This window comes from Bradyrhizobium sp. SZCCHNR3119 (assembly GCF_032487775.1).
Classification (GTDB): domain Bacteria; phylum Pseudomonadota; class Alphaproteobacteria; order Rhizobiales; family Xanthobacteraceae; genus Bradyrhizobium.
On record NZ_JAUEUV010000001.1, the window covers coordinates 1,981,592 to 1,994,606 of the forward strand.

8 protein-coding genes are annotated in these 13,015 nt (G+C 62.9%); 5 read left to right on the forward strand and 3 right to left on the reverse strand.

Features of this window, described 5'->3' with window-relative positions:
- Positions 1-62: 62 nt before the first annotated feature.
- Positions 63-5,972, reverse strand: coding sequence for a VCBS domain-containing protein (locus tag QX034_RS09405; protein ID WP_315702832.1), 5,910 nt, complete (start codon positions 5,970-5,972; stop codon positions 63-65).
- Between the two features lie 615 nt (positions 5,973-6,587).
- On the opposite strand from QX034_RS09405, the gene QX034_RS09410 reads away from it, so the two are divergent.
- From QX034_RS09410 to QX034_RS09420, 3 genes are all read left to right on the forward strand, one after another.
- Positions 6,588-7,370: a transglutaminase-like cysteine peptidase gene (locus tag QX034_RS09410; protein WP_315702831.1), complete on the forward strand. Its 783-nt coding sequence runs from the start codon at positions 6,588-6,590 to the stop codon at positions 7,368-7,370.
- Positions 7,371-7,500: 130 nt separating this feature from the next.
- Complete coding sequence (locus QX034_RS09415) at positions 7,501-8,250, forward strand: ABC transporter ATP-binding protein (protein ID WP_315702830.1); 750 nt, start codon at positions 7,501-7,503, stop codon at positions 8,248-8,250.
- Positions 8,247-9,773, forward strand: coding sequence for a permease (locus QX034_RS09420; RefSeq protein ID WP_315702829.1), 1,527 nt, complete (start codon positions 8,247-8,249; stop codon positions 9,771-9,773). The genes QX034_RS09415 and QX034_RS09420 overlap by 4 nt, the downstream gene beginning before the upstream one ends.
- Positions 9,774-9,817: 44 nt before the next feature.
- On the opposite strand, the gene QX034_RS09425 is transcribed toward QX034_RS09420, so the two are convergent.
- The gene (locus tag QX034_RS09425; RefSeq protein WP_315702828.1) at positions 9,818-10,756 is read right to left on the reverse strand and encodes an alpha/beta hydrolase; all 939 of its coding nucleotides are present in this window, start codon (positions 10,754-10,756) and stop codon (positions 9,818-9,820) included.
- Positions 10,757-10,869: 113 nt separating this feature from the next.
- Between QX034_RS09425 and QX034_RS09430 the strand changes: the two genes are divergently transcribed.
- Positions 10,870-11,682 (forward strand): MBL fold metallo-hydrolase, encoded by an 813-nt coding sequence (locus QX034_RS09430; RefSeq protein ID WP_315703183.1) that lies wholly within the window; start codon positions 10,870-10,872, stop codon positions 11,680-11,682.
- A gap of 28 nt (positions 11,683-11,710) precedes the next feature.
- Here the strand turns inward: QX034_RS09430 and QX034_RS09435 are convergent, their stop codons facing one another.
- Complete coding sequence (locus tag QX034_RS09435) at positions 11,711-12,160, reverse strand: cupin domain-containing protein (protein ID WP_315702827.1); 450 nt, start codon at positions 12,158-12,160, stop codon at positions 11,711-11,713.
- 315 nt (positions 12,161-12,475) lie between these two features.
- Between QX034_RS09435 and QX034_RS09440 the strand changes: the two genes are divergently transcribed.
- Positions 12,476-12,952 (forward strand): DUF4399 domain-containing protein, encoded by a 477-nt coding sequence (locus QX034_RS09440; RefSeq protein ID WP_315702826.1) that lies wholly within the window; start codon positions 12,476-12,478, stop codon positions 12,950-12,952.
- The last annotated feature ends 63 nt before the right edge of the window (positions 12,953-13,015 follow it).

The following is a 13,015-nucleotide window of genomic DNA, read 5'->3' on the forward strand; positions in this document are numbered from 1 at the left end:
CGAAGCCGATCGCACTTGGCAACGTCTCCGGCTACGCAGGCCCGCGGAACGCTCTAGCTCCGCTAGACGATGTGGAAATCGTTCTGATGCGCCTGTAGCTGCGCCAGCGTCACGCCCTTCAGCGTGATCGTATCATGGGCCGCATCGGTGATGACGGTATCATGGCCGGAATTGGCGGAATGGGCGCCGTTCAGAACGGCCTGAACGGAGTTGAATACCGAGTGATCGAACTCGATGGTGTCGTTCCGGACGTCGAAGTCGGCGATGGTCGCGCTGCCGAAATGTGAATTGAACACGAAACTGTCGTTACCGCCTTTGCCGAAGATCGTGACCCCGCCACCAACGTCTTGGAACGTGTCGTTCTGCGCCGTACCGTAGACCGTCGACGACCCATTGCCGCTGATGGTCACCGTCAACGGCTGCAAGCCGAAGGTACCGTGCCCATCGCTGATTTTCGCGAGGTAAGTCAGCGTCAGCGTATCGCCGGGCTTCAGGAAGTCGAGATTGGCGCCACTCGGATGGTAGCTCCAATGCAGCACGTCCGATTTGCCGTCGGACACGGCACTGTCGAAGCTGACAGCGTGGGAATCGGTCAGCGCGTCGATATCGAAATCGTCCGGCAGGTGGCACGAACCATTATACTTCACGACGGCATCTCCGATCACGGAGGCCGTCAAGGTGTCGCCGACATCCTTGTCGATCACGGTGAGCGTCCCGGTGATCGCGCCGGCGAGCTTGACATGTGCATCGTGGACATAACCGGCCGATACATTGTCGAGCTCGAACGCGTCGCTGCTGCTGGTCAGCACCACCTTGTCGAAGGGCACAAGATCGTGGAACTCGACATAGCCGTTCGACGTCAAAGAGCCCTGGTTGCCATTGGCAAGCAGCGGGCTGATATCGTCGCCGGAATAGGAGGCGACCAGCTTGTTGCCGTCATAGAACGAAATGCTGTTGTAGCTATCGACCGAGCCCCAATACAGGCCGAACGTGTTCTTCGGGCTGTCGAAAGTGATGGTTTCGGCGGCGTGAGCGCCAACGCTCAGATAGTTCGTGCCGTCCTGATGGCCATCGCCGAGATAAGGCGGCACCGAGCCGGACGAGCCGCCATGAACCACTCCGGCATCGCCATAGGCCGAGAACCATGCATGCAGCGCCTCACTGTAGAAATTGCCATGACCATGCCCGTTGTTGCTCGGCGAGCCGGCCCAAACATGATCGAACGTCTCGGTTCGCAACCCATCTGTATTGGTCGTCGTACCAGTGGCAAGCACGACCGGCGAGTTGGTAAGAACGACGGTCTGAACCGGCGGATTGGTTTCGCCGACGGGCTGAGGCGCATCCTCGGAGCCGGTGATCGTGATCGTCACCGGCGTGTCGACGACACCGCCATGCCCGTCAGCGATCTCGACGGTATAGGTCAGCGTCACCGATTGACCGGCACTCAGATAGTCGAACGCCTTGTCCTGGGCCGAGAAGCTCCAGGCCTGCGATCCCGGCGCACCGTCCTTTGAATCGATCAGAGTGCCGAGCGACAGCCAGCTCGTCAGAGCAAGCTGGTCCGGCAGTCCGCTCTTGTCACCGGAAACGCTGATGCCAGTCACCTTCGCGACATGCGTATCGCTCACATCGGCATCGGTGAAGGTGATGACCCCGCTCGCCGTATCCGGCAGATCAGACCCGGTTGTACAGGCGCGTTCGGTGATGCTGCCGAGCTGTGCATCGCTGGTGATCACCGGCACATGGTCCAGCGTGATCAGCGTGCCATTATCACCATCGTTGGAGATCGCGAAGTGGACGTCGCTATAGTCTCCACCGCTCAGCGTCAGGCTTGCCTTATGGCCGTCACTGTCACTGACGGTGAGGATGCCGGTCTTTGAATCATAGGTCGCCGTGGGATTGTCATCGAACTCGATGCCCGTGAGATCGATCTTGTCGGATACGGCGAGACTTTCGATCTTGCCGTCGAAGCTGGTGCCGCCGAGCACGAGCATGCCGCCCGGCTCACCGAACGTGATCGCCTGCGTGCTCGAACCGTCGAGCGCGAGCGTCGCTCCGGCGTCGACGATGACGTGACCCGTTCCCGAGATCGAGCCGGTAACCTCGAACGTGCCGCCCGTGATCTCGATCGTGCCATAGTTGATGACCGTGCCGCTGAAGCTGCTGTGCCCGCTCACATCCACGGTCCCCGACACCTGGAAGATGCCGTCGCCGTTGATGTCTGTGCCGATCAGTTTGAAGGTTGCTCCCTCGTCGACCGTGAGAGCGCCGAAATTGCCCACATGAACGCCTGCGAGGGTCGCTCCGGCTCCCGCGATCTCGAGCGTGCCCACGATGCCGACGGTAACGAGTCCGCCCGTGATGGTCGTATTGCCATCAAGAACGAGAGTCGATGGTACCGGCGCATTACCCTCGTCGTCGACGATGATCGTGCCTTGGCTGTTGTCGAGGCTGACATTGTCGAAGGTCGTGGCGGCATCGGTCTCGATATGGACCGTGCCCGCATTGACAAGGTGTCCACCCGCAACGGTGCTGTGCTCCAGCACCAGCAGTGCGGCATGTTCGACTCTTACAGCGCCGGCATTGTCGACCCCGACGTGCGAGAGCGTGGCGCCGGCAGCGGCAATATCGAGCACATCGCCATGACCGATCGCGATGTCAGTGCCGGCGACGATCGCACCGCCCTGAAGCGTCAGGCTGACCGGCGACCACGGCCCCTCAGACGAGCTTTGTTGCGCCTGACTGACGAGTTCGGTCTGGCCAGACTGGCCATAGGACGTGGCCACCATACCGACCAGGAGGTCGCCACCGTCGAGCGTAGCGCCATCGATCGTGCTGTCGCCAGTCACGGAAATGACGCCGTTATTGTGCACTGTGCCGCTGGCGATCGCCGTATCGGCAAGCGCCAGTGCGCCAAAAACAGCGATGGTGAGGCCCGCAGCTTCATCGTTGCTGACGGTCTCACCCGCCAGCAGATTGCCCCAACCGGCGACGGTCACCGCGCCATGATTTTCTAATGTACCGCCGATCAGGGCGGCGTAGCCGGTGAGAGCGACGGTCCCGGCGTTCGTAAGTTGGCCGCCGGTGATACCGGCATGGTTCAGCGCGAGCTTTGCCGATTGATCGACCGCGATGGCTCCGCCGCGATTGTCGATCGACGTGCCCTGATCGAGGATCAGTCCACCGCCGATCAAGAGCTCGAGCTTGCCGCTGCTCGTGACGACTTCGCCATGGAGCATATTGCCGAAGCCGGAGACCACAATGCTGCCCGAGCTATCCAGCTCACCATCAGACAGGACCGCGCCGTCTTGCAACTTCAGCACGCCGTCACTGGGCTGATCTGACGATGCAACGCCGAAGTTTCGGACCGCGCCGACGCCATCGATCGCGATGGTGCCACCCGCGATGCTTCCACCGTTGAGCGCAAGCATGCCGCCGAGATCGACCTGGATCAGCCCGGCGCCAGTCTCGTTCGCATTCACGAGATCGCCCAGAACCGTCAGAGCGCCGGAGACCAGTTCGATCGTGCCGGTATTGGCGATGCTGGCATCGGCGCCGAATGCACCGCCGTCGGCGAGCCGCAGGGTGCCTGCATTGTTCAGCACGCTCTGGTCCGAAAATTCGGCTTGGCCGCTGACGCTGATCGTGGCGCCCACGAAGTTGGTGACGCGTGCATCAGCCTTGACGGTGAGGGTCCCGCCGATCGTGAGCGTGCTGAGATTAACGAGCTCCGGCGTGCTGCCGCCGCCGTAATCGTTCATCGTCACCGACTTGGCAAAAGCTGCCGTGTCGATGGTGACCGGGAAGGCCGGAGTGAGGCCACGCAGCTGATCGGTCACGATAACAACGTCATCGTTGGCGGTCGGCGCGTGCCCGGTCTCCCAGTTTGCACCGTCGCGCCACAACAAAAGCGGCGCCGCTCTGCTCTCCCCGTTGCCTCCGCTCGTCGTTGCGATCCAGACCACGGCCGGCTCGTCGGTGCCGGTGATAGTCACCGTCACAGCCTGCTGTGTGGTCGCACCCTGCGAATCCGTGATCGCCACGGTGTAAGTCAGCGTCACCTTCTGGCCGGCCGGGATGAAATCGGCGGCGTAGGCAGGGAGATTCGCCAGACTCCAGTTCACGGTTCCGCTGCTGGTCCCCGTGCTGTCGGTCGCAACCGACGCCGTGAGCGCTTTGTTGAACAGGTCCCAGAGCGCTTGCGGAATACTGCCCTGTTGCGGAGACGTCAGCGCGACGGAAACGGTGTGGGTATCGGTGAGATCCACATCCGTGAAGCTGAGAACTCCCGATGTCGGATCGCTCGAGGTCAGCGGACCACCGGGCACGCTGGTCCCGCCGGAAAACGCAATGCTCTGCGCACCGGTGGTAATGACGGGCTTGTCGTTGGTCCCGGTCACCGTGATGGTGATGGGGATCTCGGCATATTCGTTGCTTGGCGCGAAATTGTTGTCGACGCGCACCATGTAAGTGAGCGTCAGGGTCTCTCCGGCCGCGAGGAAGTCGAACGCGTTGTCGGCAACGCTGTAAGTCCACGTGGCGGTCCCATAATTCTTGTGATTGGGATCCTGCGCGACGGTGATGTCGATCGCAGTCGCGGCAATGTCCCGAAGCTGCAACGCATTCAGGGAGAGATTGGCGTGCTGCGCATTCTGATAGCTGAAAGACTTGAAGCTCACCGAGACGGACGGCCGGTCGCCCGCGTTGACGTCGGCATAGTTGACCGCACCCTTGACGGTGTCGAATTCGGCGCCGTCTGACGTCTTCCCCGGACGTTCGGTCAGCGCGAAGGTGGCGGCTGGCCTCCCCGCGTCGTCGAGCACCACCGCGTTCGGCTTGCCCGGCATGTGAGACGGGGGGTTAAAGTTGGAGAACGTTTCGAATTGCGACGTGCTGCTGCCGGCATTCGTAACGTAGTAGGTCGGGACCGCCGTTGATCCGTCAGCCAACTTCAGCGGGGTCGTGCTCTCCAACACGCCGACGTCAGTGAAATGCGTAGTCGATTTCGGATTGCTGTTATCGGAGAACTTCAGCGAGAAGACGTCCGTGATCAGCTTCTGGACGTCCGGCGGCAGCCCCGAATCTGTCTGCGTGACGATACCGTTGCTGATATTGATTTGATGTCCGGCCTGATTGACCACCGCAATCGGCTGCAGCGTGACCTTGTCGAACAGAACGTACGAGCCGGTCGTGCCGTCCGGCTCGACAAGCACCTGGAACTTGGCGTCCGGCGTTCCGCTCTGACCGGGCACCGTGAAATCGATCTGGACCAGGACGGCCGTGCCGCGAATGCCCATGGTGGCGACGGGCGTATCGACCTTCATGTCGCCGTGCTTCGCAGTGGCGCCCGCGACGAAGGAAATCGTCCCCGCGACCAGACTCATCAGCGAGGAATTGTTCGACCCGTTTGGGTCGTAGACCATCTCGTTGAGCACCATGCGCGCGTTGGACGCGAGGCCGAACACGGTGCCATCGATGAAGGTGATGCCGAGGGTAGAATCCGAGCCCGATTGGACGACGTCGCCTTTTTCGACGTTATCGCCCTGGTGCAGGATGATGGAGACGCCGTTGCGGATGGCTGTAGCAGTGCCCTGCAATTTGGTGACATGACCGATCACTTGACCGGTCACTTGGCCGGCTGCCGGCGTGCCGCCGGCCTGACTGACCTGGACCGAGCCGGTCAACGTGCTGACGAGATCACCGCTGAGGTGGGCACCGTCGGGCGAGGCCAGGGGTGCGCGCTTTTCTCCCTTGAAATAGTCATGCAGCACCAGCTCCCGCCCGTCGCCGGAAAGGATCAGGTCGGCGCCCGAACGCTTGAAATCAGCATTGAACAGGAAGTGGGCGTCAGGAACGACGATCGCATCGGACGGGGCGTGCGCGGGCGGTGCATCGAGACGCACGCTTTCCCTGGTGTGTTCGCCAAGGCCTTTGGAAAAATGCGTGGCGTCGGACGTGCCGGCGTAATTCACGGGGCCACCAGAAATGGTTAATAATTACATGACAATCAAAGCTCAAAGCTGCATATCACCAGCGTTTGGCTCGCGGAACCATCTTCAGCTTGTGCCGCATCGGACCAGCAACGCCGCCATAGCCGTACTTTGTCCGTATTTCGCTAGAGTAACTCACTATTCCTTCCACTTACGCGACGTTGGCGCTGAATATTTTCAGGTAACGATTTGAAATCGACCAGCACTCGCCAATATTTTGACCGATCAAAATACTTGAAACGACTTCATCTTGCGAATTTCTGCATTCTTATGAGTGATTTTCCGCCGCAAAACTGTGAACTGGCTTACAGTTAATAAAACTGATCAAGTTAGCTATTTCTGCAAAATGCCGCGCCGTTACAACCACCAGACGAGCAACAGCCTGCATGCGTCGGTATAAGGAGGTGGCTCATTGCTGATCCGCCGCATTCTGTGGACTGTGGCAACCGGCGATTCAGCTTGATCGCAGCTTTCCGTCTTCGAAAGGCCAGCCTTTAAGCGGGCCAAAATTGCCGCCCGTCATCATCGCTCCCCGAAATGAACCGGTCAGGTCCCGCGTAACCGAGCGCGCACCGCGGCCGGATATGGGGGTGTCGGATGACTGTTCTGGCTCGCGTCCGCGCGCCGATCGCGGTGCTTGTGGGCGTCGTGTTGTGGGCCTGCGGAACGGCGAACCTGTTCGCCGGCCCGATCGGACAACCGGGTGGGCTCGCCGATGTCGCTCCTTTTCCATTGGAGCCCTTCGGCCTCGACAAGGCTGAAATCCTCGACGGACCGCTGCAGGACAAATGGCTGAAGCTGATGCGTCAGCTCGCCGACGAACAGGTGCAGCTTGCACTTTGCGATGGCGACCGCGATCGCTGCGTCTCGCCTGCCGCCCTGCGCTTCCTTGCCATTGTCGACCAGGGCCGCATCCGCGAAGGGCGCGCCCGCTTCGGCGAAATCAACCGTGCCATCAATCTCGCGATCAAGCCGGCGAGCGACTTGGCCGAATATGGCGAAGAGGACGTCTGGAGCCCTCCGATCGAGACTTTCGTTCACGGTGCCGGCGATTGCGAAGACTATGCGATCGCCAAATATGCCGCTCTGCGCTTGGCTGGGATAGAGTCGGATGACCTCCGGATCGTCATCATGCGGGACACCCTCAGTGGCGAAGATCATGCGATCGCCGCGGCACGGTTGGACGGCCACTGGCTGATGCTCGACAACCAGCGCATGGCGATGGTCGAGGACGCCGATGCCAGGAATGTCCGTCCGCTGTTCGTGATCGACGATGGCGGCATTGCGAAATACACAGACATGCCGCTGGTCGCACAGGCCGAATTGCCCGATGGCGCAGCATCGATCGCCCTGCCCCTCAGACTGGCCGTGCTGGATTAGTCCGACGTGTTTCCTCCGCAGGAGGCCAGGGTACCGGCCTTCTCGCAGCCTGACTTGGACGCGAGGATATCCGCCGAAACGTCTTCGGTCCGAGCCTACCGATGCGAACTCAATGGGATCGCCTGCCATCATGACATCGGACTCCGCAGCCCTCGCGGTGCGAGGATTGACCAAATGCTTTGACCGCCCGGCAGTGGACGGGCTCGATCTTTCGGTACGAGGTGGCGAGTTCTATGCGCTCGTCGGCCCGAACGGCGCCGGCAAGACCACTACCTTGCGCATGGTGGCCGGGCTGCTGCGGCCCGATTCCGGGGAGGTCGAGATTTTCGGCATCGACGCGCTCCGCGATCCCATCGCGGCCAAGCAGGTGATGGCGTGGGTCTCCGACGAGCCGATGATCTACGACAAGCTGACGCCGCTGGAATATCTCGAATTCGTCGCCGGACTCTGGGGCATCGACCCCACGACCGCGGGCCCGAGGGCGCATGAGCTTCTGGTCTCGCTGGGCCTGGAACGGCACCTGCACGAGCGTTGCGAAGGCTTTTCAAAGGGCATGCGCCAGAAGGTGGCGCTTGCCGGCGCCCTGGTCCACGATCCCCGCCTGATTATTCTGGACGAGCCGCTCACCGGACTGGACGCCGTGTCCGCCCGTCATGTGAAGGGGCTGCTGGCCGAGCGCGTGCGCCGGGGCGGGACCGTGATCATGACTACGCATATCCTCGAGGTCGCTGAGCGGATGGCCGACCGGATTGGGGTGATCGCGGCCGGACGCCTGGTTGCCGAAGGGACGCTGACCGAGTTGCGTCAGCAGAACGGCCGCACCGATACCAGCCTCGAAGAGCTGTTCATCGCCCTGGTCGACGTCGAGGCGGCTGCATGACACGGGCGACAACGCTCGCCTGGTTCGCCCGCCACGAGCTACGGCTGGCCTGGCGCGAATGGCTCGCCATGATCACCGCCGGCCGCCAGCGGCGGGCGCGTGTTGCCCTGATCGCCCTGCTGTTCTTCGGCATCATCCTGCACCTGCCGGCCTGGGCCGTGGTCGGCCGCTATGCGGATCTGAAGCCGCCGCTCGACAAGACCGCACTGATCGTGATCACGGCCACCGTGCTGCTGTCCTGGGCCTTGATGCTCTCGCAGGCGATCGAGTCCGTCACCCGCGTGTTTTACGCCCGCGCGGACCTCGATCTCATCATGTCCTCGCCGGTTCGCCTGCCCGAGATATTTTCGGTGCGGATCGCCGCGATCGCTCTATCAGTCACCAGCATGGCCCTGTTGCTGGCGACTCCGTTCGTCGATGTGCTGCTGCTCGAGGGCGGCATGCGCTGGCTTTCTGCCTTCGTCGTCGTGGCCGCGGTCGGCCTCTCTGCCGCCGCACTGGCGATCGCGATCACGATCCTGCTGTTCCGCCTGATCGGCCCGGCGCGCACACGCCTGGTGGCGCAGATTCTGGCTGCCGTGATCGGCGCGGGCTTCGTCATCCTGCTGCAGATCGCCGCCATCGTCTCCTATGGCACACTGTCCCGCTTTGCCATCCTGACCTCCGACGCCGCAGCCGCGATCGCTCCGGATCCCGGCAGCTTCATCTGGCTGCCGGCGCGCGCGGTGGCCGGCGACGTCGGCGCCCTTCTGTGGCTGCTCGCGGCGAGCCTGCTTCTGCTCGGCATCGTGATGGCGATCCTCTCGCCGCGCTTTGCCGACACTGCGATCAGCGCAGCCGCGCAAGGGGTCGCAAGCCGGGCGGGCGCGCGGGTCCGGACCTTTCGCGGCGGCTCGCGTCAGCAGGCGCTGCGTCGCAAGGAATTCATGCTGCTCAAGCGCGACCCATGGCTGATCTCGCAGACATTGATGCAGCTGCTCTATCTGGTGCCGCCGGCACTGCTGTTGTGGCGCAGCTATTCCGACAGCTCCACCGCGATCGTTCTGATCACGCCCGTCATCGTGATGGCGGCAGGCCAACTCGCCGGCGGGCTTGCCTGGCTGACCATCTCCGGCGAGGACGCGCCGGAGTTCGTCGCCACCGCCCCGTTAGCAGCCGCGCGCGTCGTTCGCGCCAAGATCGAGGTGGTGCTGATCGCGATCGCCGTCATCTTTGCCCCGTTGCTGGCGGCCTTGGCCTGGCTCGCGCCCTGGCAGGCCACGGTGACCGGCTGCGGCGTGCTCGCTGCAACCATCTCCTCGACCGCAATCCAGCTCTGGTTCAGGGTGCAGGCACGGCGCAGCCAATTCCGCCGCCGCCAGACCTCGTCGCGTCTCGCCACCTTCGCCGAAGCCTTTTCCTCGATCGGCTGGGCCGCGACCGCAGCGTTGATACTGATTCTTCCTGGAGCCGGGCTGATTTGCGGCGCGATGACCGCAGGGTTGCTGGGAGCGACCTGGAAGCTCAGCCCAAAGCCGACCTGACCAGAACGAGACTGATCAAGGCGAGATCGATCGAGGCGACCAGATCATCCCTTGGCCAGTTCGAGCACGGCTGCCGCAAACGCCTCAGGCTCCTCCTGCGGAAGATTATGACCGGCGCGCGGGATCACGCGATGGGCGCGGCGGTCGGCAAAGCGCGCCGCCTGCGCCGTTCCATCCGTTGCCGGAGACACGCCGTCGCCGGCGGGATCGAGCGTGATCGTCGGTACTTCGATGACCGGTTGTGCCGCCAGTCTGCGCTCGATCTCGGCATAACGCGGATCGCCTGCAGCCAAGCCGTAGCGATGGCGATAGCTGTGGATCACGATATCGACGTAGTCGGGATTGTCGAACGCCACCGCCGTGCGATCGAAGGTCTCGTCGTCGAAGGCCCAGTTGGGCGACCACAGCGCCCACAGGGTGCGCGCGATCTCGCGCCGATTGGCCGCAAGCCCGGCGCGGCCGCGTTCGATCTGGAAGTACCATTGGTACCAATAACCGACCTCGCGCGCGACGGGCGCGGGGCGCATCGCTCTTGCGATATCCTGGATCAAATAGCCGTTGACCGAGACCAGCCCGGTGCAGCGCTCCGGCCACAGCGCAGCGCCCACGCAGGCCGCGCGGCCGCCCCAATCGTAGCCCGCAAACACCGCGCGCGGAATCGCCAGCGCATCCATCAGCGCGATCAGGTCGGCACCGATGGCCGCCTGTTCGCCGGAGCGTGGCGCAGCCGCCTCCCGGAAGCGGGTCGGACCGTAGCCGCGGAGATAGGGCACGACGACGCGGCATCCCTCAGCAGCCAACAGGGGCGCGACATCGACATAGGAGTGGATGTCATAGGGGAAGCCGTGCAGCAGCAGCACGGCGGGACCGTCAGCAGGGCCAGCCTCATGATACGCAACGCTGAGCACACCGGCGTCGATCTGCCGGATCGGCCCCAATCGCGTAGACGACGACGCCCGCCCCATCCCCGGCTGACCGCTCATCCGATGCTCCTATTGCCTTCGTTGCCTACGCCTCTGACAAGCTCTTGATGTCATCAGCGTAGTGCGTTCCTGCAAGGAGCGCTACAGTGCATCGTTCGTCCGAGAGGATCGCTATGCTGCGCGCGCTGTCGGCCCTGCTTTCACTGCTCATGATGGGTGCTGCCGCCTTCGCCCAGCAGGCGCCGCGCAGCAGCGAGTGTCTGGCGATGGCGGGCGGACCGCGCGCGGTGCCCGTCAGCCTGCGGCGCGCGGCGGCGGACACGGGCGAGGTGACGATCACCTATGCCGGCCACTCGACCTATTTCATCGACACGCCCGGCGGCGTCCGCATCGCGACCGATTATAGCGGTGCCTATCAGGTCGGCCGCCTGCCCGACGTCGTCACGATGAATCGGGCGCACTCCACACACTATACGCTAGCACCGGATCCGCGCATCCCGCATGTGCTGCACGGCTGGGGCGAAGACGGCAAGAAGGCGGAGATCTTCGAGCGCATCGGTGATGTCCTGATCCGCAACGTCACGACGGACATCCGCCGCTATTATGGCGACACGAGCGGTCTCGACATGATCAAGGACGGCAACTCGATCTTCATCTTCGAGGTTGCCGGCCTCTGCATCGGCCATCTCGGCCACCTCCACGTCAAGCTCGACGAGACGCATTTCGCTGCGATCGGCCGCCTCGACATCGTGATGGTGCCGATCGACGGCACCTATACGATGTCGCTCGACGGCATCTCGGAGATCACCAAGCGGCTGCGCGCCTCCGTCGTGCTGCCGATGCACCGGTTCGCGACACCGCTCGACGACTTCATGCGCAGGATCGGCCAGGAGTTCGAGATCGACCGCCGCAGCGAGCGGACGTTGAAGATCTCCCGCGAGTCGCTGCCCGCAACGCCGACCGTGATCATCCTCGACGGGGTGTGAACCGGCGCGCCGTCCGCTGCCTGCAGGCCTAGGCTTCGGCCAGGCTCGAGCCGCGGCGGCCGTTCGGCGCGGTGAGCATGCGCTTCAGCTTGTTGATCGCGCGCCCGGCGAGGCCCACCAGATAAGGCTGCGTCTTCTGGCAGTAGGCGAGCTTCTTGACATGGCCTTCGACATGCCATCTGGCATGTGCGCCGTCCCTGAAGAAGATCACATCGCCCGGGCCATAGCGCTTCGGCGCCATATCCGCACTCTCCAGCACGATCGAGCCTTCCAGGATCAGGATGGTCTCGTCGAAATCATAATGCCAATTGAACTTGCCCTCGGTGCAGTGCCAGACGATGGCGCAGCCGATGCCATCGGAGCTGTATGCCACCGTGCAGGAGGTCGCCTGCGGGTTGCCTTCGATGATCCAGGAGGGCTCGATCGGCGCAGGCTTCAGATCGACGTTCAGATTGGCGGTTTCAATGAAAGGGCGCATCAAGACCTCAAAGGACAATGGGAATGAAATGACCGGCCGGAGAATGCGGCCGGATCAGCAACAATTAGACACATGCGATTAAGGCCGGCTTACGTCATCGGCTAAAATGCGGCGCATTGGCCGCGACCAGCCGCCGCATCACGCAATCTCAATTTCGACACGGCCGCGCAGCCGCCACAATTTATCCGTGACTACGCCGCACCAAGCCGTCCTACTCCATGCTGCGGCGCGAGCGATGGTCGGCACGGGATCATGGCTGCGTCACGGATCTCGCTTAATGATTTGCTTTCCATTCGCCAATGAAGGACTCGCGCAATGCGACGAATGACACTCGCGCTCGCCATGGTGCTCTCGACCGCCACGATTGCCAGTGCCGGTGAGACGCCGGCGCCCGAGGGAGCCAAGGCTTATTTCATCAATCTGAAGGACGGCGACACGGTGACCTCGCCGGTCCTGATCCGGTTCGGCCTGTCGGCGATGGGCATCGCGCCGGCCGGCACCGAGGCGCCGAATACCGGCCACCATCACCTCTTCATCGATGCGCCGCCGCTCGAAGGCGACGCGCTCAATGAAGCCATTCCGATGGACGAGCATCATGTGCACTTCGGCAAAGGCCAGACCGAAGCCTCGGTCAAGCTGTCACCGGGCAAGCATACTTTGCAGCTCGTGCTCGGCGACTGGAGCCACATTGCGCACAAGACGCCGGTGATGTCCGAGCGGATCACAGTCACGGTCGAAGGCACCGAGGCTGCCAGCGCCAAGCCGACCGAAGCGGCGAGCACCAAGCAATAAGGCCGCGTCGCGCGATCCTGCTTGTGCGGAACCATTTCAGCCGCAGTGCAGGGCCGGACTGAG